Genomic DNA, 24,536 nt, shown 5'->3' on the forward strand with positions numbered 1-24,536 from the left:
GCCGGGAAGGCAGAGGGTGGTTGATACCATCGCCCCATGCCTTCCATCCCCTTCGACGCCGTCCTCTTCGACTGCGACGGCGTCCTCGTCGACTCCGAACCCATCACCAACCGCGTGCTCGCCGAGATGCTCGGCGAGCTCGGCTGGCAGCTCACGGTGGAAGAGTCGATGCGCCTTTTCACCGGCAAGGCGGTGAAGGACGAGGCCGCGCTGATCGAGGCCAACACCGGCTTCGCCATCACGCCCGAATGGCTGCACGGCTTTCGCGGCCGCCGCAACGAGGCGCTCGAACGCGAGTTGGTCGCGATCCCCAACGCGGCCGGCGCGGTGCGCGCGCTGCACGCGGCGTTCGACGGGCGCATCGCCTGCGCTTCGGGCGCCGACCGCCACAAGGTGGAGTTGCAGCTCGACAAGATCGGCATCCTCGACTGCTTCGCCGGCCGGATCTTCAGCGGCCACGAGATGCCGCGCTCCAAGCCCGCGCCCGACGTGTACCTGGCCGCTGCCGCGGCGCTGGGCGTCGATCCGGCGCGCTGCGCGGTGGTCGAGGACACGGTGACCGGCGCGACGGCCGGCGTCGCCGCGGGCGCCACCGTGTTCGGCTACAGCCCTTCCGATCTCGGCCACAGCGGGCCGGAGGCGCTGCTGGCCGTTGGCGTGACGCAGGTGTTCAGCGACATGGCGCAGCTGCCGGCGCTGCTGGCCGCCCGCGAGCGCTGAGCGGAAAAGAAAAACTTCAGTTCGTGCGCTGCGTGGCGGCCTTGGCCATCGCGGCAAGGGCCTGCGTCATGGCCTGGGCGCGTGCCGACCAGAAACGGGCGATCAGCTTGTCGGCGTTCTCGACCACCGCGGGATGGATGCGCGAGCGGCCCGAGGTGGCGGCGAATTCGACCAGGGCCGCGTATTCGGAGGTGTCGGTGTCGGGAGTGTGCATGCCTCGATCCTAGGGCGGGAGGGCTCGCTCCTTGAGCGCATGTGCGAGCGCAGCGATGAACTTTGTCACGGATCATCCTCGCGAGGCAAGCCTGCGACCGGCCTCCGATGCGCCGCCGCGACGAAATGCGCCGGGTGTTACACCTGCCCAGGTCCGGAACGCACGGGAAAAGCTTTTTTCGTTGCGAAATCCCACCGCCAGGGCAATCTGCTTGATCGGCCGCTCGGTGCGGCGCAGCTGCTCGGCCGCCTGCTCGTGCCGCACTTCGTCCTTCAGCGCCTGCAGCGACACGCCTTCTTCCTGCAGCTGCCGATGCAGCGTACGGGCCGACAGGTTCAGGATCGCAGCCAGCGCCTCGGCCGTGGCCGCCTCCCTGCCGCGCGTGCGCAACAGCTCGCGCACGCGCTGGCCCAGCAGCCGGTCACGGCGGTACTGCAGCACGGTGAGCGGCAGCGCGCGCCGCAGCATGGTGCGCAGCGCCTGCTCGTCGCGCTGCAGCGGCAGGGCCAGGTAGCGCTCGTCGAAGCTGTAGCTGGCCGCCTCGGCGCCGAAGCGCAGCTCGCCGCCGAACATCAGCGGATAGGCATCGCGGTGCGGCGGCGCCTCGAAGGGAAAGCTGGCCTCGCGCAGCGAGACCCGCGAATCGATGACCCAGGAGGCATAGCCGTGCAGGAAGCGCAGGTTCGACACCAGGCAGAACTCGCGCAGCTCGCCGAGCGCGGCGTGCTCCCGGATCAACACCGTCGCCACGCCGCCGGCCACCTTCAGTTCGAGCGCGATGTCCTCGGTCAGGAGCCGGTGGTGCCGGCACCAGCGCTTGATGGCAACCCCGAGGTTGGGCGAGTTCAGCGAGGCGCGGCACAGCATGCCGTAGGTGCCCCAGGGCAGGCGGCGGCCGAACCAGCCGAGCGCCTCGTCGTCGAGCTCCTGCATCGCGAAACCCGACAGAACCTCGAACTGCGCGGCCGTCACGCGGGCCTGGGCATTCTTCAGATCGCGCGGCGCAATCTGTGCCACTTCCAGGGCCCGGGACGGGTCCATGCCGTAGCGCTCGTAGCCCATCACGATCGCTCGCACGAAGGCCATGGGCGTGGCGGCGCGGACGGCCGGTTTGAAGAGGGAAGACGACATGGAAGAACGCGATCTTGATGACGCAATATGCAACCATTGTGGCGCCAATTGCAACGGCAGGGGGCGTAAGCTGCGGCTTCCCGCGCGGGATTTCCGGCGCCAACGACACCGCTTGTGAGGAGACAACCCCATGCATGACCCCGGCCTGAACTTCGACCTGGGCGAGACCATCGATTCGCTGCGCGATGCGATCCAGAACTTCGCCGCCAACGAGATCGCGCCGCGCGCGGCCGACATCGATCGCGAAAACCTGTTCCCCCACGACCTCTGGAAGAAGCTCGGCGAGCTCGGCCTGCACGGCATGACGGTGAAGGAGGAATACGGCGGCACCGAGCTCGGCTACCTTGCCCACATCGTGGCGATGGAAGAGGTGTCGCGAGCCTCGGCCTCGGTCGGTCTCTCCTACGGCGCGCACTCCAACCTGTGCGTGAACCAGATCCACCGCAACGGCAGCGAAGCGCAGAAGAAGAAATACCTGCCGAAGCTGGTGAGCGGCGAGCACGTGGGTGCGCTCGCGATGAGCGAGCCCAACGCCGGCTCCGACGTGGTCAGCATGAAGCTGCGCGCCGAGAAGAAGGGCGACCGCTACGTGCTCAACGGCGGCAAGATGTGGATCACCAATGGCGGCGACGCCGACACGCTGGTGATCTACGCCAAGACGGAGCCCGAGATGGGCGCGCGCGGCATGACCGCCTTCATCGTCGAGAAGGGTTTCAAGGGCTTCTCGGCCGGCACCAAGCTCGACAAGCTCGGCATGCGCGGCTCCAACACCTACCCGCTCTACTTCGACAACTGCGAAGTGCCCGAAGAAAACGTGCTGGGCGGCGAGGGCGCCGGTGCCAAGGTGCTGATGAGCGGCCTCGACTACGAGCGCGCGGTGCTCTCCGGCGGCCCGCTCGGCATCATGGCCGCCTGCATGGACGCGGTGCTGCCTTTCGTGCACGAGCGCAAGCAGTTCGGCCAGAGCATCGGCGAGTTCCAGCTCATGCAGGGCAAACTGGCCGACATGTACTCGACCTGGCAGGCCACGCGGGCCTACGTGTATGCGGTGGGCAAGGCCTGCGACCGCAACGACCATGCGCGCACCTTCCGCAAGGACGCCGCGGGCGCGATCCTCTACTCGGCCGAAAAGGCCACCTGGATGGCCGGCGAGGCGATCCAGGCGCTGGGCGGCGTGGGCTACACCAACGAGTTCCCGGTGGGGCGGCTGTGGCGCGATGCCAAGCTCTACGAGATCGGTGCCGGCACCAGCGAAATCCGCCGCATGCTGATCGGCCGCGAACTGTTTGCCGAAACCGCCTGAAGGAGTTCTTCATGACCGTCACGCGCAGCCTGGCGAAGGGCGCCACCGACGTGCCGCTGATCGAGCAGACCATCGGCGATTTCTTCGACGACATGGCGGCGCGGCAGGGCGAGCGCGACGCGCTGGTCAGCGTGCACGAGAACAAGCGCCTGAGCTACCTCGAACTGCAGCGTGAGTCGAATCGCCTGGCCAGCGCGCTGCTCGGCCTGGGGCTCGCGCCCGGCGACCGCGTCGGCATCTGGTCGCACAACAACGCGCCCTGGGTGTTGATGCAGATCGCCACCGCCAAGGTCGGCATCATCCTGGTCAACATCAATCCGGCCTACCGCACCGCCGAGCTCGAGTACGCGCTCAACAAGGTGGCGTGCAGGGCGCTGGTCACGATGCCGCAGTTCAAGACGAGCGACTACCTCGGCATGCTGCGGGAACTGGGCCCGCAGCGCCTCCCGCTGCTGAAGCACATCGCGTGGATCGACAAGGAAGGCGCCGGCGACGAGGTGCCGGCTGCGCAACGCTTCTCCGCGCTGCTGGCGAGCGGCAACCCCGACGATCCGCGCATCGCGCAGATCGGCCGGACGCTCAAGGCCAGCGATCCGGTCAACATCCAGTTCACCAGCGGCACCACCGGCTTCCCCAAGGGCGCGACGCTGACCCACCGCAACATCCTCAACAACGGCTTCTTCATCGGCGAATGCATGAAGCTCACGCCGGAAGACCGGCTGTGCATCCCGGTGCCGCTCTACCACTGCTTCGGCATGGTGCTCGGCAACCTGGCCTGTCTGACGCACGGCTCGACCATCGTCTATCCGAACGACGGCTTCGACCCGCTCACCGTGATGCAGACGGTGCAGGTCGAGCGTTGCACCGGCCTGCACGGCGTGCCCACGATGTTCATCGCCGAACTCGACCATCCGCGCTTCAAGGAGTTCGACCTCAGCACGCTGCGCACCGGCATCATGGCCGGCTCGCCGTGCCCGACCGAGGTGATGAAGCGCGTGGTCGAGCAGATGCATCTGCGCGAGATCACCATTGCCTACGGCATGACCGAGACCAGCCCGGTGAGCTGCCAGAGTTCGACCGACACGCCGCTCGAGAAGCGCGTCTCGACCGTGGGCACGGTGCAGCCGCACATCGAGATCAAGGTCATCGACCCGGAAACGGGCGAGATCGTCAAGCCCGGCGTCTCGGGCGAGTTCTGCACGCGCGGCTATTCCGTCATGCATGGCTACTGGGAAGACGAGGAGAAGACGCACGAAGCCATCGATGCCGAAGGCTGGATGCACACGGGCGACCTCGCCACCATGGATGCCGAGGGCTACGTCAACATCGTCGGCCGCATCAAGGACCTGGTGATCCGCGGCGGCGAGAACATCTACCCGCGCGAGATCGAGGAATTCCTCTACCGCCATCCGAAGGTGCAGGACGTGCAGGTGGTCGGCCTGCCCGACAAGAAGTACGGCGAAGAGCTCTGTGCCTGGATCATTCCCAAGCCGGGCCAGGCGCTGACGGCTGATGAAGTGCGCGACTTCTGCAAGGGCCAGATCGCGCACTACAAGGTGCCGAAGTACATCCAGTTCGTCACCGAGTTCCCGATGACGGTGACGGGCAAGATTCAGAAATTCAAGATCCGCGAAGCGATGAAACACCAGCTCGGCCTGGACGAAGAAAAAACCGCATGAGCAAACTCGAAACGAAATTGAACTCGCGCTCGGCCGATTTCCAGGCCAACGCCACCGCGATGCGCGCACTGGTCGACGACCTGCACGCGCAGTTCGCCAAGGTCCAGGCCGGCGGCGGCGAGGCCGCGCGCAGCAAGCACACGGCGCGCGGCAAGCTGCTGCCGCGCGATCGCGTCGCGCAGCTGCTCGACCCCGGCACGCCCTTTCTCGAAGTCGCGCCGCTCGCGGCCCATGCGATGTACCACGGCGCGGCGCCCGGCGCGGGGCTGATCGCCGGCATCGGCCGCGTGAGCGGCGTCGACTGCATGATCGTGTGCAACGACGCGACAGTGAAGGGCGGCACCTACTATCCCGTCACCGTCAAGAAGCACCTGCGCGCGCAGGAGATCGCCGAGCAGAACCGCCTGCCCTGCATCTACCTGGTCGATTCGGGCGGCGCCAACCTGCCGAACCAGGACGAGGTGTTCCCCGACCGCGATCACTTCGGCCGCATCTTCTACAACCAGGCCAACATGAGCGCGCAAGGCATCGCGCAGATCGCGGTGGTCATGGGCTCGTGCACGGCCGGCGGCGCCTACGTGCCGGCGATGAGCGACGAGTCGATCATCGTCAAGAACCAGGGCACCATCTTCCTGGGCGGCCCGCCGCTCGTGAAGGCGGCCACCGGCGAGGTGGTCACGGCCGAAGACCTGGGCGGCGGCGACGTGCACACGCGGCTGTCGGGCGTGGCCGACCATCTGGCGCAGAACGACCTGCATGCGCTGGCACTGGCGCGCTCGGCGGTGGCGAACTTGAATCGCGCCGTTCGCACTGAGCCTGTCGAAGTGCCGGTGCAGGCTTCGACCCTTCGTCAAGCTCAGAACAGGCCAGGCTCAGCCCGAACGGGTGGGGACTCAGCCCGAACGGGTTCAAGAGAACCCGCCTTCCCCCCAGACGAGCTCTACGGTGTGATCCCCACCGACACCCGCAAGCCCTTCGACGTGCGCGAGATCATCGCGCGCATCGTCGACGGCAGCGAGTTCCACGAGTTCAAGTCGCGCTTCGGCGCAACGCTGGTCTGCGGCTTCGCCGAGATCGAGGGCATGCCGGTGGGCATCGTCGCCAACAACGGCATCCTGTTCTCCGAATCGGCGCAGAAGGGCGCGCACTTCATCGAGCTGTGCTGCCAGCGCAAGATCCCGCTGGTGTTCCTGCAGAACATCACCGGCTTCATGGTCGGGCGCAAGTACGAGAACGAAGGCATCGCGCGCCACGGCGCCAAGATGGTGACGGCGGTGGCCACCGCCAACGTGCCCAAGTTCACCATCATCATCGGCGGCAGCTTCGGCGCCGGCAACTACGGCATGTGCGGCCGCGCCTACTCGCCGCGCTTCCTCTGGATGTGGCCCAACGCGCGCATCAGCGTGATGGGCGGCGAGCAGGCCGCGAGCGTGCTGGCCACCGTCAAGCGCGACGGCATCGAGGCCAAGGGCGGGCAGTGGAGCGCGGAGGAGGAGGAGGCCTTCAAGTCGCCGATCCGCCAGCAGTACGAGGCGCAGGGCCATCCCTATTACGCGACGGCGCGGCTGTGGGACGACGGCATCATCGACCCTGCCGACACGCGCCGCGTGCTGGCGCTGGGCCTGGCGGCCGCGCGCAACGCGCCGATTCCCGAGCCGAAGTTCGGCATCTTCCGCATGTGAGGCAGACGCCCCCATGTCGCTTCCGAACTACTTCGCGAGCCTGGGCCGCTACCACGTGTGGGCCACGCACACGCTGCTCGACGCCAATCTGAAAGGGCTGTCCGATGCCGACTGGCATCGCGACTGCGGCCTCTTCTTCCGCTCGGTCCATCGCACGGTCAACCACCTGCTGGTGGCCGACAACATCTGGTACGCGCGCTTCGCCGAAGGCCGTTCGCCGCGCATCCCGCTCGACACCGAGCTGCACGCCGAGCGCGCCGCGCTGTGCGAGGCGCTGGGTGCAGCGGTGACGCGCTGGAGCCCGTGGCTCGCGACGCTCGCGCCCGAGCGCTACGACGGCGAGCTGGTCTACACGCGCAACAACGGCGAAGAGGTGCGCATTCCTTTTGCGCCGGCGCTCGGCCACGTGTTCAACCACGCGACCCATCACCGCGGCCAGCTGACGGCCGCGCTGACGGCCATGGTCCAGCCGGGCCCTGAGATCGACTGGGTCTATCTGCTGCAACAGGAAGCAAAAGGATGAGCCCACCCCCAGGCTTCGCGCACTTCGTGTCGCTACGCCAACCCCCTTGCAGGGGGCAACACCAGCGGCCCGGCAAAGCCGGTTGCGCGGTGTTTCCCGAATGGGCTTCGGCCTGCTCGCCAAATGCGCCTGAGGAACTGACATGACCGACTTCACCACGCTCGACCTCGAGATCGAAGGCGCCGTCGCGCGCATCTGGCTCAACCGGCCGGAGCTGCGCAATGCCTTCGACGATGTCGTCATCCGCGAGCTCGGCGAAGCCTTCTCGCAGGCGAGCGCCGCGGCCGACGTGCGCGTGATCGTGCTCGGCGCCAACGGCCCGGCCTTCTGCGCCGGCGCGAACCTCAACTGGATGCGCCGCGCGGCCGACTTCACGCACGAGCAGAACATGGCCGATGCGGGCGGTCTGGCCGCGATGCTGCGCACCATCCATGAGAGCCCGAAGCCGGTGATCGCGCGCGTGCAGGGCGACGTCTACGCGGGCGGCATGGGGCTGGTCGCCGCCTGCGATGTCGCGGTGTCGGTCGACACGGCCTGGTACTGCCTGAGCGAAGTCAAGATCGGCCTGATTCCAGCGACCATCGGTCCCTATGTGCTCCGCGCGATGGGCACGCGCGCGGCGCAGCGTTACTTCCTCACGGCGGAGCGCTTCACCGCGGCCGAAGCGCATCGCATCGGCTTCGTGCATGAGGTGGTGGCAGCCGACGCGCTCGATGCCAAGGTGGCCGAGCTGGTGAAGGCCTTCACCGGCGCCAGTCCGGCGGCGGTGCGCGCCTGCAAGCAGTTGATCGCCGACGTGGCAGGCCGCGAGATCGACGACGCGTTGATCGCGAAGACCGTGCAAGGGATCGCCGACATCCGTGCCAGCGAGGAAGGCCGCGAGGGCGTGCAGGCCTTCCTGCAGAAGCGCAAGCCTTCCTGGCTCGGCGGGCAAAAATGACTTCGCTCGACCTGCCGCAACTGCTCGCGCTGGCCGCCGCCATCGGCTGGGCCAGCGGCATTCGGCTCTACCTGGTCGTGCTGTTGACCGGACTGGCCGGCTACCTCGGCTGGGTGCCGCTGCCGGGCGGATTGCAGCTGCTCGCGCATCCGGTGGTCATTGCGGCCAGCGGCTTCATGGTCTTCGTCGAGTTCTTCGCCGACAAGATCCCGGGCCTCGATTCGCTGTGGGACATGGTGCACACGGCCATCCGCATTCCGGCCGGCGCGGCGCTCGCGGCCAGCGTCTTCGGCACCGACCATGCGGTGATGGCGATCGTGGCCGCGCTGCTGGGCGGCGGCTTCGCGGCGACGGCGCATGCGGCCAAGGCCACCACGCGCGCCGCCATCAACACCTCGCCCGAACCCTTCAGCAATGTCGGCGCCTCGCTGGTCGAAGACAGCATGGTGCCGGCCGGACTTTGGTTGGCCGTGGCGCATCCGCTGGTGTTCGCGGTGCTCTTCATCGCCGTGCTCGTGCTCAGCGTGTGGCTGATCCGAAAGAGCTGGCGCTTCCTCAAGGCGCTGTTCGGACGCGTGGCGCGCATCTTCAGCGGACGGCCGGATCCTGGCGTCGTATCCGCATTCCAGTTCAAGAAAAATTCCCCGGAAGACACTCCTCATGTTTAAGAAGATTCTCATTGCCAACCGCGGGGAAATCGCCTGCCGCGTGGCCGCGACTGCGCGCCGCATGGCGATCCGCACGGTCGCCGTGTACTCGGACGCCGACGCCCATGCCAATCACGTGCGCGCCTGCGACGAGGCCATCCATCTCGGCGGCAGCGCGCCGAAGGACAGCTACCTGCGCTGGGAAAAGATCCTCGAAGCCGCCAAGGCCAGCGGCGCGCAGGCGGTGCACCCGGGCTACGGCTTCCTGAGCGAGAACGAGGAGTTCGCGCAGGCCTGCGCCGATGCCGGTCTGGTCTTCATCGGCCCGCCGCCCTCGGCCATCAAGGCCATGGGCCTGAAGGCCGAGTCCAAGCAACTGATGGAAAAGGCCGGCGTGCCGCTGGTGCCCGGCTACCACGGCAGCGACCAGGATCCGGCGCTGCTGCAGCGCGAGGCCGACCGCATCGGCTACCCGGTGCTGATCAAGGCCAGCGCCGGCGGTGGCGGCAAGGGCATGCGCGTGGTCGAGAGGGCAGTCGACTTCGCGCCCGCACTGGCTTCGTGCCAGCGCGAGGCCATCAACAGCTTCGGCGACGACGCGGTGCTGATCGAGAAGTACGTGCAGCGGCCGCGCCACATCGAGATCCAGGTGTTCGGCGACACGCAGGGCAACTACGTCTACCTGTTCGAACGCGATTGCTCGGTGCAGCGGCGGCACCAGAAGGTGCTGGAAGAGGCGCCGGCGCCGGGCATGACGGAGGCCATGCGCAAGCAGATGGGCGAGGCGGCGGTGGCGGCGGCGCGCGCGGTGAAGTACGTGGGAGCGGGCACCGTCGAGTTTATCGTCGAGCAGCGCGGCGATGGTGAGATGAACTTTTTCTTCATGGAGATGAACACGCGGCTGCAGGTGGAGCATCCGGTGACCGAAGCGATCACCGGGCTCGACCTGGTCGAATGGCAGTTGCGTGTGGCCTCCGGCGAAGCGCTGCCGCTGGCGCAGGATCAATTGCAGATCCACGGCCATGCGATCGAGGCGCGCATCTGCGCCGAGAACCCAGACAACAACTTCCTGCCCGCCACCGGCACGCTGCACGTCTACCGCAAGCCGCAGGCCACGGCCTTCCAGCGCAGCCGGGTTCGCATCGACGACGGCGTGCGCGAAGGCGGCCTGATCTCGCCTTTCTACGACTCGATGATCGCCAAGCTGATCGTGCATGGCGCCACGCGCGAGGAGGCGCTGGCCCGGCTGGACGCGGCGCTGGCGCAAACGCACATCGTCGGCGTGGCGACCAATGTGCAGTTCCTGCGCGGCATCCTCTGCACCGACTCCTTTGCCCACGCGAAGCTCGACACCGCGCTGATCGAGCGCGAACGCGCGGTGCTGTTCGACCAGGAGGCGCTGGGCCTGCCGCTGGCGGCCGCGGCTTCGATCGCGCACACCTTGCTCGAAGAGGGCGCGAGCGCCTCGGCCGACCCTTTCAGCCGCCGCGACGGCTGGCAATCGCACGGCATCGCGCTGCGGCCCTTCGCCTTCGAGTTCCGCGGCGAGCCGCAGACAGCCGAGCTGAGCTACCTGCACGATGGCGCGCTGATGCTACGCGTCGGCGAGGTGTCGGGTCCGCTGGTGATCGGCCGCTTCCCCACGGGCGAGCTCGAGGTCCAGTTCAACGGCCAGCGCCACACCCTGGACGTCTACGAAGACCAGGACACGGCCTACATCTTCGCAGCGCACGGCGCCACGCGGATCGTCGCCATCGACCGCCTGGCCCATGCCGGCGACGTGCAGGCCGAGGGTGGCCGGCTCACCGCGCCGATGCCCGGCAAGGTCGTGTCCTTCGCGGTCAAGGCCGGCGACAAGGTCAGCCGCGGCCAGCCGCTGGCGGTGATGGAGGCGATGAAGATGGAGCACACGATCGCGGCGCCGGCGGACGGCACCGTGGAGGAGCTGCTCTATGCGCCGGGCGACCAGGTCACGGAAGGTGCCGAGCTGCTGCGGATCGCGGCTTGAGCCACTCCCTCTCCGTTCGGGTTGAGCCTGTCGACGCCGGGGCCGGCACTTCGACCCTTCGACAAGCTCAGGACAGGCCAAGCTCAGTGCGAACGGGGATGGAATGCGGAACAGCGAAAATCCTCCAAATGCGAATCACCGTCTGCCTCACCGACAACCGCCCCGATGCATGGATCGAGGGCCTGCGCGCTGCACTGCCGGGCGCCGAAGTGGAGAACTGGCGCCCGGGCACGCCGCAAGCCGACCACGCCGTGGTCTGGGCACCGCCGCAAGCCTTCATCGACGAGCAGCCGAAGCTGCGCGGCATCTTCAACATCGGCGCCGGCGTCGATGCGCTGCTCAAGCTGAAGCTGCCGCCCGAAGCCCAGGTGGTGCGGCTCGACGATGCCGGCATGTCGGTGCAGATGGCCGAGTACGTCTGCCATGCGCTGATCCGGCATTTCCGCGAGTTCGACATCTACGAGGCCGACGCGCGCGAAGGCCGCTGGAGTTTCCGCAAGCCGCGCGAGCGCGAGGACTTCGCGGTCGGCGTGATGGGGCTCGGCGTACTGGGCGAGCGCGTCGCGAAGGCTGTTGCGCAGTTCGAGTTCCCGGTCAACGGCTGGAGCCGTTCGCCCAAGGCCATCGAGGGCCTGCGCTGTTTTGCCGGCGAGGCGGAGTTCAACGCCTTCCTGGGCGCGAGCCGCGTGCTGGTCAACCTGCTGCCGCTGACGGAGGCGACGCGCGGCATCCTGAACCGCGAGAACCTGTCACGCCTGAACGGCGGCGGGCCGGGCGGCTACTTGATCAACGTGGCGCGCGGCGCGCACCTGGTGGAGTCCGACCTGATACCGCTGCTCGACAGCGGCCAGCTGGCCGGCGCCACGCTCGACGTGTTCGAGGTCGAGCCGCTTCCCACCGAGCATCCCTTCTGGCGCCATCCGAAGATCACGGTGACGCCGCACGGTTCCGCGCGCACCGTGCGCGAGGCCTCGATCGCCCAGATCGCCGACAAGATCCGGGCGGTCGAGAAGGGAGAGCCCATTGCGGGCGTGGTCGGGCGTGAGCGCGGATACTGATTCGCTCCACGAGAGGCAAGCATGAAACTTCCATCCAAAGTCAAGATCGTCGACGTCGGTCCGCGCGACGGCCTGCAGAACGAAAAGCAGCCGGTATCGGCCGAGATCAAGATCGGCCTGGTGCACCGCCTTCAGGACGCCGGCCTGAAGGAGATCGAGGTCACCAGCTTCGTGAGTCCCAAGTGGGTGCCGCAGATGGCCGACAACGCCGAAGTCATGCACGGCCTCCGCCGCAAGCCGGGCGTGCGCTACTCGGTGCTGACGCCGAACATGAAGGGCTTCGAGGCCGCGATCGCGGCGCCGCGCGAGGAATGGCCCGACGAGATCGTGGTCTTCGGCGCCGCCAGCGAAGCCTTCAGCCAGAAGAACATCAACTGCTCGATCGCCGAGAGCATCGAGCGCTTCCGGCCCGTCGTCGAGGCGGCGCGCGAGAAGGGCATCTACGTGCGCGGCGCGATGTCGTGCACGGTGGGCTGCCCCTACGAGGGCGAGATTGCGCCCTCGCGCGTCGACATGCTGGCCGGGCTCATGAAGAACATCGGCGTGCAGCACGTCGGCGTGGCCGACACCATCGGCGTCGGCACGCCGGTGAAGGTGCAGCGCGCGCTCGAGGCGACGCTGAAGCACTACGGCGTGGACGATGTCTCCGGCCACTACCACGACACCTACGGCCAGGCGCTCTCCAACACGCTCGCGAGCCTGGAGATGGGCGTGTGGCAGTTCGATACCTCGGTGGGCGGGCTCGGCGGCTGTCCTTTTGCCAAGGGCGCGACCGGCAATGTCGCGACCGAGGATGTGGTCTACATGCTGCACGGCATGGATATCGCGACCGGCATCGAACTCGATCTGCTGATCGATGCCGGCGTCTACATCAACGAGGCGCTGGGGCGCGAGCCGAACTCGCGGGTGTCGAAGGCCATCCGCATCAAGAGGGCCAATTGATGTGCGGCGCTGAACTGACTTCGCTTCCAGACGGCGTCCAGCGCGTCGCGCGCCTGCTGCAGGACAAGGGCCATCCCCACGCGCCGCAGATGCTCGACGATGCCTGCCGCACGGCGCAGCAGGCGGCCGATGCGCTGGGCATCGCAGTGGGGCAGATCGCCAAGAGCATCGTGTTCCGCCGCAAGAGCGACGACACGGCGGTGCTGGTCGTGACCTCGGGCGACAAGCGCGTGGACGAGAAGAAGGTGGAGGCGCTGGTCGGCAAGCTGGGCCGTGCCGACGCCGATTTCGTCAAGAGCACAACAGGCTTCTCGATCGGCGGCGTCTCGCCCTTCGCGCATGCCATGCCGCCGGTCATGCTGATCGACCGCGAGCTGTTCCGCTTCGAGGACGTCTGGGCCGCGGCCGGCCATCCGCATGCGGTGGTGCGGCTGCGCCCGCACGATCTCGAAGGGTTGACCGGCGCACCGGTCGCGGACGTGGTGTGAGCTCGATGTCCGCGCAAGCCGTTCCATCGCCTTGCACCTCGGTGTGCCGCATGAATGCACAGAGCGGGCTGTGCGAGGGCTGCTTCCGTACGCTCGAGGAGATCGCGGGCTGGAGCCGCATGGACGACGCGGCCAAAGAGGCCGTCTGGCTGCGCATCGAAGAGCGCAAGGCGGCCCACCCCGACGAAGCGGAATGCCCATGAAGCACATCACTTTCCATCTCGACTTCATCTCGCCCTACGCCTACCTGGCCTTCGAGCATCTGCCGCGGGCGCTCGAGGGGCTGAGCTACAGCGTGGCCTACCGGCCGGTGCTGCTCGGCGCGCTGCTCAAGCACCATGGCCAGCTCGGCCCGGCCGAGATCCCCACCAAGCGGGCCTGGACCTACCGCCATGTGCTGTGGCTGGGTCAAGCGAACGGCATCGCGATCGAGATGCCGGCTTCGCACCCCTACAACCCGCTGCCGCATCTGCGCCTCGCGCTGGCCACCACGCCGGACGGCGACATCAACCGCCATGTGGCCGAAACCATCTTCCGTGACGTCTGGCAGGGCGGCGGCGAAGCGAGCGATGCCACGCGTTTGGCCGCGCTCGCCGCGCGCTTGAAGCAGGTGCGCGACGGCGCAGGCGACGAAGTCAAGGCCCAGCTCAAGACCAACACCGACGAAGCCGTGGCAAGCGGCGTGTTCGGCGTGCCGGCTTACGCGGTCGACGGGCGCCTGTTCTGGGGCTTCGACGGCCTCGCGATGCTGCGCGCCTACCTCGCCGGCGATGCCTGGTTCGCAGGCCCGCAGTGGGACAGCGCCGACCAAAGGCCTTCGCTGCTGCGCCGCAATCGCTAAGTTTCTTACAAGCTGAAACGTACGCTTCGGGTTTCACCTTAAACCGTCAGCATCGATTCAGTTTGGCGAAAGCCCTGGGTCAGTCGCCGCCCCAAGAATCGCCCCAGGTCCCACGCCGTGGGCCGAATTCCTAGGAGACGACCAAATGGCAGCCACACTTGATTCACGGGGAAGGCCGATGCCCGTACCCCGGCCCATGTCCTCGGAGGAGAAGAAAGTCATCTTCGCCTCTTCGCTCGGCACCGTGTTCGAGTGGTACGACTTCTATCTCTACGGTTCGCTCGCGGCGATCATCGCCAAGCAGTTCTTCAGCGGCCTGGATGCGGGCGCGGCCTTCATCTTCGCGCTCTTGGCCTTCGCGGCGGGCTTCCTGGTGCGGCCCTTCGGCGCCATCGTGTTCGGCCGTCTCGGCGACATGATCGGGCGCAAGTACACCTTCCTGGTGACCATCCTGATCATGGGCTTGTCGACCTTCATCGTCGGCCTGCTGCCCAGCTACGCGACCATCGGCGTCGCGGCGCCGGTGATCCTGATTGCGCTGCGCATGCTGCAAGGCCTCGCGCTCGGCGGCGAGTACGGCGGTGCTGCCACCTACGTGGCCGAGCACTCGCCGCACGGCAAGCGCGGCGCCTACACCTCGTGGATCCAGACCACGGCCACGCTGGGCCTGTTCCTGAGCTTGCTGGTCATCCTCGGTGTGCGCACCTGGATCGGCGAACAGGCCTTCAGCGACTGGGGCTGGCGCATTCCGTTCCTGGTCTCGATCGCGCTGCTGGCCATCTCGGTGTGGATCCGGCTCTCGCTCTCCGAGTCGCCGGCCTTCCAGAAGATGAAGGCCGAGGGCAAGACCTCGAAGGCGCCGCTGACCGAATCCTTCGGGCAGTGGAAGAACCTCAAGATCGTGATCCTGGCACTCGTCGGCCTCACTGCCGGCCAGGCCGTGGTCTGGTACTCGGGCCAGTTCTATGCGCTCTTCTTCCTGACGCAGCAGCTCAAGGTGGACGGCATCACGGCCAACCTGATGATTGCCGCATCGCTCCTGATCGGCACGCCCTTCTTCGTGGTGTTCGGCACGCTGTCCGACAAGATCGGCCGCAAGCCCATCATCATGGCCGGCTGCCTGCTGGCCGTCGTCACCTACTTCCCGGTCTTCAAGACGCTGGCCGAAGCGGCCAACCCGGACCTGGCCAGGGCGCAGGCGACCGCAGCCGTGACGGTGACCGCCGATCCCGCGACCTGCTCCTTCCAGGGCAATCCGGTCGCGCGCGAAATCGACTTCAGAAGCTCGTGCGACATTGCCAAGCGCTACCTGGCGCAGAACTCGGTGAGCTACGAGAACGTCGCAGGTGCGCCGGGCTCGAAGGCGATCGTCAAGATCGGCGACAAGACCGTCGAAGCGCCGACCGGCACCGTGGTGAGCTCGAAGTTCGACGAGGCCTCCACCAAGAGCATCGCAGCGTTCAAGAAGAGCATTGGCGATGACCTGAAGGCCGCGGGCTACCCGTCCAAGGCCGACCCCGCCAAGATGAACAAGGTGGTGATCGTCGCCATCCTGACCTACCTCGTGATCCTGGTCACGATGGTCTACGGCCCGATCGCCGCCATGCTGGTGGAACTGTTCCCGACACGCATTCGCTACACCTCGATGAGCCTGCCGTACCACATCGGCAACGGCTGGTTCGGCGGTCTGCTGCCGCCCATCTCCTTCGCGATCGTGGCCAGCACCGGCAACATGTTCAACGGCTTGTGGTATCCGATCGTGATTGCCGCCATGACCCTGGTCATCGGCACGCTCTTCATCCGCGAGACGAAAGACGTCGACATCTACGCCAACGACTGAAATCGGAGGGCTCCGGCCCTCTGTTCAACAAAGGGGCTTCGCGCCGGAACGGCACGAGGCCCTTTTCTTGAACATTCAGGAGACTCAACCCATGTGGAAACTCGCCGTCGGCTTCGTCATCTTCGCCGCCATTGCCCTGTTCGTGATCATGCAAGCGGGGGACAAGGTCGACATGTCGGGTGAGAAGCACGGCGGCGACACGATGCATGCGCCGGAGCCGGCCGCGCCGGCGGCCAGCGCGCCGAAGTAAGCGGCTTCAGCGTTTGAACTTTCCGTCGCTGATGATGGACAGATCGGCGAAATCGATCCCCGAGTGGTCCTGCGGCGAGTAGCTCACCTCCAGGCCGCCGCCCAGGTCGAGGTTGCGGATGCTCTCCAGCGCGGCGAGCACCTTGGCGCGGGTCGGCTTCGGGCCGGCGCGGCGCAGCGCCTCGACCAGCACCTTGGCCGAGGCGAAGCCTTCCAGGGCGGCCGGCGAAAGCTCGTTCTGCCCCTTGGCGCGCGCCAGCGCCAGCGCTTCCTTGACCATCGGATGGCCGATCGAGCGTTCGTTGGGGAACACCTGCGCCACGATCACGCCGCGGCTCGCTTCGCCAAGTTGCTTGATGAAGCCCGATGAGGCGTTGTTGGACAGCGTGACGACCTGGGCCGCCGAGCCCGCCGCGCGCAGCGCCTTGACGCCTTCGACCACCGCGGTGCCGGAGCCGATCCACACCACGGCCTGCGCATTGGCGGCCGTGATCTTCGGCACGATGGCCGCGTAGTCGGGCTTGTCGCGGTCGGCCGTCACCGTCGCGGCCGGCGTCGCCTTGGCCTTGTTGAAGCCGTTCATGGCACCTTCGAGCGCGTCCTGGCCGAAGGAGTCGGTCACATGCACCACCGCAATCCGGCTCACGCCGATGGTGAGCAGGTGCGCCACGGCCTTCTCGGCCTCGCGCTGGTAGGTCGAGCGCACGTTGAACACGTGCTTCTGCACCGGCTTGTGCAGCACCATGGCGCCGGTGGAGGGGCCGATCAGCGCCACGTCGTTCTTGTCGAGCCACGGGATGATGGCCTGCGAATGCGGCGTGCCGCGGCTCATGAACAGCGCCACCACCTTCTTTTCCTCGATCAGCAGGCGTGCGTTCTCGCTCGCCCGCTTGACGTCGAAGCCGTCGTCCATGCGCAGCACCTCGATCTTTTCGCCGCCGATGCCGCCCTGAGCATTGGCCGCATCGATCACCAGCTGCGCGCCGGCGATCGTCTCGTTGACGCTGGCGGCGACCGAGCCCGTCATGCCGGCCGTCTGGCCGATCAGGATCTGCGCCGAAGCGCTCATGGTGCCGAGCGCCAGCACGACGGCTGTGCAAAGCACGCGCATCTTGTTCATGGAGGATCCTTAGAGAGGAGTGGGAGCGGAGAAAGGCAAGGGCACTATTTGTTACCAAATGTCGCTTAGCCCTTATTCGGGAAAACCCCTGCCTCTCGACCGGCCATGTGCAGCTTTGCACGAAGCCCGCGCCGGCTTCCTAGAATGTCTGCCCCACCCCCAAGGCACTCATGACACAGGGCTCCATCCGGATTCGCGGTGCACGCCAGCACAATCTCCAAAACCTCGACCTCGACATTCGCACCGGCGAGATGACGGTGGTCACCGGCCCGAGCGGTTCGGGCAAATCGAGCCTGGTGTTCGACACGCTCTATGCCGAGGGCCAGCGCCGCTATGTCGAGACCTTCTCGGCCTATGCACGGCAGTTTCTCGACCGCATGGACAAGCCGGCGGTCGACAAGGTGGAGGGCGTGCCGCCCGCCATCGCGATCGATCAGACGAACCCCGTGCGTTCCTCGCGCTCGACCGTCGGCACGATGACCGAGCTCAACGATCACCTCAAGCTGCTGTTCGCGCGCGCAGCCCAGCTGTTCGACCGCGAGACCGCGCTGCCGGTGCGCCACGACTCGCCTGACACCATCTATGCCGAGCTTGCTTCGCGCGCGGCCGCGGCCGGCGATCCGCGCGTGGTGCTGACCTTCCCGGTCGAACTGCCGGCCGGCACCACGGCCGATGAGGTCACGCAGTGGCTGTCGGCCAGCGGCTTCACGCGCGTGCAGAGCGAGCGCGAGATCGCCACGCCGACCGGGCCGCGCAAGGTGCTGGACGTGGTGGCCGATCGCTTCCGCATGGCCGGCGCGGAAAGAGCGCGGGTGATCGAGGCGATCGAGGTCGCGCTCAAGCGCGGCAGCGGGCGGCTCACGGTCTACGCGCTGTCCGCAGACGAAGGTGCGGCGCCGGAGATCTGGAAATTCTCGACCGGCCTGCACTGCCCCGAAAGCGACATCCGCTACGGCGACCCGATCCCGTCGATGTTCTCCTTCAACTCGGCCGTGGGCGCCTGCGAGATGTGCCGCGGCTTCGGCCGCGTGATCGGCGTCGACCTCGGCCTCGTGATTCCGAACGACAAGCTCACGCTGCGCGCCGGCGCCATCAAGACCATCCAGACGCCGGCCTGGAAGGAAGCGCAGGACGACCTGATGCGCCATGCCGAGGCGGCCGGCATTCCGCGCGACACGCCGTGGAACAAGCTCACGCCCGACCAGCAGGCCTGGGTGATCGAGGGCTCGCCCAACTGGAAGGGCAAGTGGAACCAGCAGTGGTATGGCGTGCGCCGCTTCTTCGGCTACCTGGAGAGCAAGGCCTACAAGATGCACATCCGCGTGCTCTTGTCCAAGTACCGCAGCTATACGCCGTGCCCGACTTGCGCAGGCGCGCGTCTCAAGCTCGATAGCCTGTTGTGGCGTATCGGCACGAAGGAAGATGCCGACGCGGTGCTCGAACCCTCGAAGCGCTTCATGCCGGTCGGCGTGAAGTGGCCGCGCGAGCAGCTGGAGGCGCTGCCGGGGTTGTGTCTGCATGACCTGATGCTGCTGCCGATCGAGCGGCTGCGGCGCCTGTTCGACGGCATCGAGAGCCATGGCAACAGCAGCACCGTCAGCGACGGCGACGTGCAAGCGCTCAAGCTGCTCTTCGAAGAAATCACCACGCGGCTGCGCTACCTGCACGACGTCGGCATCGGCTACCTCACGCTCGACCGCCAGAGCCGCACGCTCAGCGGCGGCGAGGTGCAGCGCATCAACCTCACGACCGCGCTCGGCACCTCGCTGGTCAACACGCTGTTCGTGCTCGACGAGCCCAGCATCGGCCTGCATCCGCGCGACATGAACCGCATCACCGAGGCCATGCTGCGCCTGCGCGACGCCGGCAACACGCTGGTGGTGGTGGAGCACGACCCGGCCGTGATGCTGGCCGCCGACCGCGTGATCGACATGGGCCCCGGCCCCGGCGTGCGCGGCGGGCAGATCGTGTTCGACGGCAGCACCGACGCCCTGCGCGACGCCGAGACGCTGACCGGCCAGTACCTCGGCGGGCGCAAGCAGATCGGCATGGGCTTCCGCCGCATGGTGAGCGAGAACACGCCGCGCCTCATCCTCGAAGGCGTGCGCGAGCACAACCTGCAGAACATCACGGTCGAACTGCCGCTCTCGCGGCTGGTCTGCATCACCGGCGTCAGCGGCTCGGGCAAGTCGACCCTGATCCAGGACGTGCTGGCGCCCGCGCTGATGCGCCACTTCGGCAAGGCGACCGAATCGCCCGGCGCGCACGACCGCATGCTCGGCGCCGATCATTTGAGCGACGTGGTCTTCGTCGACCAGTCGCCGATCGGCAAGACGGCGCGCTCCAATCCCGCGAGCTACGTCGGCGCCTGGGACGCGATCCGCGAGATCTTTGCCACCGCGGCGCTCTCGCGCCAGCGCGGCTACACCGCATCGAAGTTCAGCTTCAACAGCGGCGACGGGCGCTGCCCGACCTGCGGCGGCTCGGGCTTCGAGCACGTGGAGATGCAGTTCCTCTCCGACGTCTACCTGCGCTGCCCCGACTGCGACGGCAAGCGCTACCGGCCCGAGATCCTGGAGGTGAGGATCGAGCGCGCGGAGCGCAGCTTCAACGTGGCCGACGTGCTCGAGCTCACGGTGGCCGAGGCCGCCGCCATCTTCACGAACGACCGCGAGGTGCTGCGCGTGCTGCAGCCGATCGCCGACGTGGGCCTGGACTACGTCAAGCTCGGCCAGCCCGTGCCCACGCTCAGCGGCGGCGAAGCCCAGCGCCTCAAGCTCGCCGGCTTCCTCGCCGAGGCGGCCAAGAACGGCAGCGCCAGCAAGCAGCCGCTGGCGCGCAAGGGCACGCTGTTCCTGTTCGACGAGCCGACCACCGGCCTGCACTTCGACGACATCGCACGCCTGATGCGCGCGCTGCGCAAGCTGCTCGACGCCGGCCATTCGCTGGTGGTGATCGAGCACAACCTCGACGTCATCCGCGCCAGCGACTGGCTGATCGACCTCGGCCCCGAGGGCGGCGAGGGCGGCGGCCAGGTGGTGGCGGTCGGCACGCCCGAGCAGGTGCGCGAGAACCGCGCCTCGTTCACCGGCGCCGCGCTGCTCGACTACGACCTGGCCGTCGGTCCCGGCGCCTACAAGGTGGCGGAGCGGGCGGCGCGCTCTTATGCGGCGCGCGCGAAGCCGGCGTCCGGCCGCGACGCGGTCCAGATCGTCAACGCGCGCGAGCACAACCTCAAGAACCTGTCGGTCGACATCCCGCGCGGCAAGTTCAGCGTGGTCACCGGCGTCAGCGGCTCGGGCAAGTCCACGTTGGCTTTCGACATCCTCTTCAACGAGGGCCAGCGCCGGTACCTCGAATCGCTCAACGCCTATGCGCGCAGCATCGTGCAGCCGGCCGGCCGGCCGGAGGTGGATGCGGTCTACGGCATTCCGCCGACGGTCGCGATCGAGCAGCGCCTCTCGCGCGGCGGCCGCAAGAGCACCGTGGGCACCACCACCGAGGTCTGGCACTTCCTGCGCCTGCTCTACGTCAAGCTCGGCATCCAGCACTGCATCCACGACGGCGCCGCGGTCCAGCCGCAGACGCCCGACAGCATCGCGGCGCAACTGCTCAAGAACTTCAAGGGCCAGCACATCGGCCTGCTGGCGCCGCTGGTGAGCAACCGCAAGGGCGTCTACACCGAGCTGGCCGACTGGGCGCGCCCGCGCGGCTACACGCACCTGCGGGTGGACGGCGAGTTCCTGCCCACCACCGGTTTTCCTCGCATCGACCGCTTCAAGGAGCACAGCATCGAGCTGCCGGTGGCCAGCCTCGATGTGCTGCCTTCGGAAGAGACCGCACTGCGCCAGGCGCTGGCCAAGGCGCTCGAACACGGCAAGGGCGTGGTGCAGGTGCTGAGCGATCTCACCGGCCTGCGCGGCGCCATGATGGCCAACGCGCCGACCGGCGGCATCGGCCGCACGCACGTGTTCTCCACGCTGCGCGCCTGTCCGGTCTGCAGCACCAGCTATGCGGAGCTCGATCCACGCCTCTTCTCCTACAACAGCAAGCACGGCTGGTGCCCCGACTGCGTGGGCACCGGCGTCAAGCTCACCAAGGAACAGCGCAAGGTCTACGACGACTCGGTGATGGCCGACGACCAGAAGGGGCGCGAGCAGACCTTTGCGGAGCCCGAGGCCGAGGACGTGGGCGACGTGGTGTGCCCGACTTGCGAGGGGACGCGGCTGAATGCGACGGCGCGGGCGGTATTGTTTGGCGGCGGGCGTGCCCCTCACCCCAACCCTCTCCCCAGCGGGGAGAGGGAGCCGAAGCCCGCACTGCTCCCTCTCCCGCTTGCGGGAGAGGGCTGGGGTGAGGGCGGTATCGGCATCACCCAGCTCGCGCGCATGAGCGTCACCGACATCCGCATCTGGTTCGAGCAACTGGCATTGACCGGTCGCCAGGCGGAAATCGCGCGCGACCTGGTGCCGGAGATCAAGAGCCGCCTCGAATTCCTCGAAGAGGTGGGCCTCGGCTACCTCACGCTCGACCGCGGCGCGCCGACGCTTTCCGGCGGCGAGGCGCAGCGCATCCGCCTCGCGGCGCAGCTCGGCAGCAATCTGCAGGGCGTGTGCTACGTGCTCGACGAGCCCACCATCGGCCTGCACGCGCGCGACAACCAGATCCTGCTGGACGCGCTGCACAAGCTGGGCGACAAGGGCAACACGCTGGTGGTGGTGGAGCACGACGAAGACACCATCCGCCGCGCCGACCACATCATCGACATCGGCCCCAGCGCCGGCAAGCGCGGCGGCCGGCTGGTCGCCGAGGGCTCGGTCGCCGACCTCGAGCGCGCGGGCGATTCGCAGACCGGGCGTTATCTGCGCGATGCGATCAAGCATCCGCTGCAGCCGCGCCGTCCGGTGCCGGCGCCCGAGCCCGGCGCGCCCGGCTGGCTCAGCGTGCGCGGCGCCGACCTGCACAACCTGCAGGAAGTCACGGTCTCGCTGCCGCTGCATCGGCTGGTCGCGGTGACGGGCGTCAGCGGCTCCGGCAAGTCGACGCTGGCGCGCGACGTGCTACTGGCCAACGTGTACGCGGTCGTGGTCCAGCGCATGACCAAGGCCGGCCGCGATGCCGACGCCGCAGGCAAGCGCCCGGCCTGGGCGGGCTGCAAGGGCGTCGAGGGCTACGAGACCATCGACCGCGTGCTGGAGGTCGACCAGACGCCGATCGGCAAGACGCCGCGCAGCTGCCCGGCCACCTACATCGGCTTCTGGGACACCATCCGCAAGCTCTTCGCCGACACGCTGGAGGCCAAGGCGCGCGGCTACGGGCCGGCGCGCTTCAGCTTCAACACCGGAGAAGGCCGCTGCCCTGGCTGCGATGGCGCCGGCGTGCGCACCATCGAGATGAGCTTCCTGCCCGACGTCAAGGTGCCTTGCGAGGTCTGCCACGGCGCGCGCTTCAATCCCGAGACACTGGCCGTGAGCTGGCGCGGCAAGAGCATCGGCGACGTGCTGCAGATGGAGGTCGACGAGGCGGTCGAGTTCTTCGCCGCCATGCCCAACATCAGCCATCCGCTGCAGCTGCTCAAGGACGTGGGGCTCGGCTACCTCACGCTGGGCCAGCCTTCGCCGACGCTTTCCGGCGGCGAGGCCCAGCGCATCAAGCTCGTGACCGAGCTCAGCAAGGTGCGCGACGATGTCACGCGCCGCGGCAACAAGGCGCCGCACACGCTCTACGTGCTCGACGAGCCGACCGTCGGCCTGCACATGGCCGATGTCGAGAAGCTGATCCACGTGCTGCATCGGCTGGTGAACGGCGGCCACAGCGTGGTGGTGATCGAGCACGACCTCGACGTGATCGCCGAGGCCGACTGGCTGATCGACCTCGGCCCCGAAGGCGGCAACGGCGGCGGGCGCGTGGTCGCCGCGGCGCCGCCCGAGGAGGTGGTGAAGCTGCGTACGCACACCGGCGTGGCGCTGGCGCCGGTGCTGGCGCGCGGGGCCGGCCGGCATGAAGTGCTGAAGCTGCCTGTGCCACCTGTGCCGGTGCAGCCGGCCGTGCCGGTCCGGGCGCGCAAGGAAGCCTGATGCTCACCGTCTACAACGACCAGCACGTGCTGCACCACGGCAAGGTGGAGATGTTCCGCGGCGAGCTGGTGCCCTGCTTCGAGGTGCCGGCGCGTGCGGACTACGTGCTGCGGGAACTGAAGGAGCGTGGGCTCGGCCCGATCGAAGGCCCTGCCGAGTTCGACGACGCGGCCATCGCGCGCGTCCATGCGCCGCGCTATCTCGAATTCCTTGCAGGCGCCTGGGACGAATGGGTCGCGCTAGATCCTGCCAATGCGGCCCGCGATGCGCTGCCGTCGTACTGGCCGATCCGTACCTTTCGCTCCGACGTGCTGCCGGCGAGCTTCCCGGCGCGCCTGGGCTTGTTCTCGTACGACTCGGGCTCGCCGCTCACTGCAGGCACCTGGACGGCGGCGCGGGCCGGTGCCGGCTGTGCGCTCTCCGCCGCGGCGCATGTGCTGCGCGGCGAGCGCGCCGCCTTCGCGCTCACGCGTCCGCCGGGCCATCACGCGGGCGCCGACTTCTTCGGCGGCTACTGCTTCCTCAACAACGCGGCGATCGCGGCGCAGGCGCTGCGCGACGCCGGCGTCGAACGGGTCGCGGTGCTGGACATCGACTACCACCACGGCAACGGCACGCAAGCCATCTTCTACGAGCGCGCCGACGTACAGTTCACCAGCATCCACGGCGACCCGCACACCGAGTACCCCTACTACCTGGGCTATGCGGACGAAGAGGGCGTAGGCGCGGGGCTGGGTTTCAACCGCAACCTGCCGCTTGCGCGCGGCACCGGCTTCGCGCGCTGGCGCGAGGCGCTGCAGAGCGCGCTGCGCGGCATCGTGGACTTCCGGGCGGGCGCGCTGGTTGTGTCGCTCGGGCTCGATACCTTCGAGGGCGATCCGATCGCCGGCTTCAAGCTCGCCACGCCCGACTACCTGCGCATCGGCGAAGACTTGGCGCACGCCGGCCTGCCGACCGTGTTCGTGTTCGAGGGCGGCTATGCGGTCGCCGAGGTCGGTACCAACGCGGTCAATGTGCTCGACGGCTTCATGCAGCGCGCCGGCTGAACGGCGGCGCTGACGCCTGCGCGACGCG

The 24,536-nt window shown here is 67.9% G+C and carries 20 protein-coding genes; 17 read left to right on the top strand and 3 right to left on the bottom strand.

The features are described from left to right. Positions 1-36: 36 nt before the first annotated feature. Positions 37-720 (top strand): HAD family hydrolase, encoded by a 684-nt coding sequence (locus ACSQ89_RS04620; protein WP_093109490.1) that lies wholly within the window; start codon positions 37-39, stop codon positions 718-720. Positions 721-736: 16 nt separating this feature from the next. Here ACSQ89_RS04620 and ACSQ89_RS04625 read toward each other — a convergent pair whose 3' ends face one another. Beyond that, the gene (locus tag ACSQ89_RS04625; RefSeq protein ID WP_093109491.1) at positions 737-934 is read right to left on the bottom strand and encodes a hypothetical protein; all 198 of its coding nucleotides are present in this window, start codon (positions 932-934) and stop codon (positions 737-739) included. 72 nt (positions 935-1,006) lie between these two features. Then, positions 1,007-2,065 carry an AraC family transcriptional regulator gene (locus ACSQ89_RS04630; RefSeq protein ID WP_436293799.1) on the bottom strand — a complete coding sequence of 353 codons (1,059 nt, stop codon included), beginning with the start codon at positions 2,063-2,065 and terminating at the stop codon, positions 1,007-1,009. Positions 2,066-2,195: 130 nt separating this feature from the next. On the opposite strand from ACSQ89_RS04630, the gene ACSQ89_RS04635 reads away from it, so the two are divergent. The 14 genes from ACSQ89_RS04635 to ACSQ89_RS04700 all read left to right on the top strand — a co-directional run bounded on the left by ACSQ89_RS04635 (position 2,196) and on the right by ACSQ89_RS04700 (position 16,266). Next, positions 2,196-3,368, top strand: a complete 1,173-nt coding sequence (locus ACSQ89_RS04635) for an isovaleryl-CoA dehydrogenase (protein WP_093109493.1) — start codon at positions 2,196-2,198, stop codon at positions 3,366-3,368. Positions 3,369-3,379: 11 nt separating this feature from the next. Then, on the top strand, positions 3,380-5,047 hold the full coding sequence (locus ACSQ89_RS04640; RefSeq protein WP_436293798.1) for an AMP-binding protein: 1,668 nt from the start codon (positions 3,380-3,382) through the stop codon (positions 5,045-5,047). Further along, positions 5,044-6,729, top strand: coding sequence for a carboxyl transferase domain-containing protein (locus ACSQ89_RS04645; RefSeq protein ID WP_436293797.1), 1,686 nt, complete (start codon positions 5,044-5,046; stop codon positions 6,727-6,729). The genes ACSQ89_RS04640 and ACSQ89_RS04645 overlap by 4 nt, the downstream gene beginning before the upstream one ends. Before the next feature lie 13 nt (positions 6,730-6,742). After that, positions 6,743-7,252 carry a DinB family protein gene (locus ACSQ89_RS04650; RefSeq protein ID WP_093109496.1) on the top strand — a complete coding sequence of 170 codons (510 nt, stop codon included), beginning with the start codon at positions 6,743-6,745 and terminating at the stop codon, positions 7,250-7,252. A gap of 142 nt (positions 7,253-7,394) precedes the next feature. After that, entirely contained in the window at positions 7,395-8,192 is a 798-nt protein-coding gene (locus tag ACSQ89_RS04655; RefSeq protein ID WP_436293796.1) for an enoyl-CoA hydratase/isomerase family protein, read from the top strand. After that, a complete protein-coding gene (locus ACSQ89_RS04660; RefSeq protein WP_093109498.1) occupies positions 8,189-8,860 on the top strand; it encodes a DUF4126 domain-containing protein in 672 nt (223 codons plus the stop codon). Before ACSQ89_RS04655 ends, ACSQ89_RS04660 begins: the two co-directional genes overlap by 4 nt. After that, complete coding sequence (locus ACSQ89_RS04665) at positions 8,853-10,847, top strand: acetyl/propionyl/methylcrotonyl-CoA carboxylase subunit alpha (RefSeq protein WP_436293795.1); 1,995 nt, start codon at positions 8,853-8,855, stop codon at positions 10,845-10,847. The genes ACSQ89_RS04660 and ACSQ89_RS04665 overlap by 8 nt, the downstream gene beginning before the upstream one ends. 128 nt (positions 10,848-10,975) lie before the next feature. Then, a complete protein-coding gene (locus ACSQ89_RS04670; protein WP_436293794.1) occupies positions 10,976-11,905 on the top strand; it encodes a 2-hydroxyacid dehydrogenase in 930 nt (309 codons plus the stop codon). Between the two features lie 21 nt (positions 11,906-11,926). Then, positions 11,927-12,847, top strand: coding sequence for a hydroxymethylglutaryl-CoA lyase (locus ACSQ89_RS04675; protein WP_436293793.1), 921 nt, complete (start codon positions 11,927-11,929; stop codon positions 12,845-12,847). Further along, positions 12,847-13,335 carry a YbaK/EbsC family protein gene (locus ACSQ89_RS04680; protein WP_436293792.1) on the top strand — a complete coding sequence of 163 codons (489 nt, stop codon included), beginning with the start codon at positions 12,847-12,849 and terminating at the stop codon, positions 13,333-13,335. The genes ACSQ89_RS04675 and ACSQ89_RS04680 overlap by 1 nt, the downstream gene beginning before the upstream one ends. A 5-nt stretch (positions 13,336-13,340) precedes the next feature. Further along, positions 13,341-13,538 carry a DUF1289 domain-containing protein gene (locus ACSQ89_RS04685; protein ID WP_093109602.1) on the top strand — a complete coding sequence of 66 codons (198 nt, stop codon included), beginning with the start codon at positions 13,341-13,343 and terminating at the stop codon, positions 13,536-13,538. Beyond that, complete coding sequence (locus ACSQ89_RS04690; RefSeq protein WP_436293791.1) at positions 13,535-14,176, top strand: 2-hydroxychromene-2-carboxylate isomerase; 642 nt, start codon at positions 13,535-13,537, stop codon at positions 14,174-14,176. Before ACSQ89_RS04685 ends, ACSQ89_RS04690 begins: the two co-directional genes overlap by 4 nt. 145 nt (positions 14,177-14,321) lie before the next feature. Next, on the top strand, positions 14,322-16,016 hold the full coding sequence (locus ACSQ89_RS04695) for an MFS transporter (protein WP_436293790.1): 1,695 nt from the start codon (positions 14,322-14,324) through the stop codon (positions 16,014-16,016). Between the two features lie 91 nt (positions 16,017-16,107). After that, complete coding sequence (locus ACSQ89_RS04700) at positions 16,108-16,266, top strand: hypothetical protein (RefSeq protein WP_170855687.1); 159 nt, start codon at positions 16,108-16,110, stop codon at positions 16,264-16,266. Positions 16,267-16,272: 6 nt separating this feature from the next. Here ACSQ89_RS04700 and ACSQ89_RS04705 read toward each other — a convergent pair whose 3' ends face one another. Continuing rightward, positions 16,273-17,385 (bottom strand): ABC transporter substrate-binding protein, encoded by a 1,113-nt coding sequence (locus ACSQ89_RS04705; protein ID WP_436293789.1) that lies wholly within the window; start codon positions 17,383-17,385, stop codon positions 16,273-16,275. Between the two features lie 170 nt (positions 17,386-17,555). Between ACSQ89_RS04705 and uvrA the strand changes: the two genes are divergently transcribed. Next, positions 17,556-23,462 carry an excinuclease ABC subunit UvrA gene (gene uvrA, locus ACSQ89_RS04710; RefSeq protein ID WP_436293788.1) on the top strand — a complete coding sequence of 1,969 codons (5,907 nt, stop codon included), beginning with the start codon at positions 17,556-17,558 and terminating at the stop codon, positions 23,460-23,462. Then, positions 23,462-24,508: a histone deacetylase family protein gene (locus tag ACSQ89_RS04715; RefSeq protein ID WP_436293787.1), complete on the top strand. Its 1,047-nt coding sequence runs from the start codon at positions 23,462-23,464 to the stop codon at positions 24,506-24,508. Before uvrA ends, ACSQ89_RS04715 begins: the two co-directional genes overlap by 1 nt. The last annotated feature ends 28 nt before the right edge of the window (positions 24,509-24,536 follow it).

It is taken from the genome of Variovorax sp. LjRoot175 (genome assembly GCF_964253805.1).
In the GTDB taxonomy this organism is placed as follows: Bacteria; Pseudomonadota; Gammaproteobacteria; order Burkholderiales; family Burkholderiaceae_C; genus Variovorax.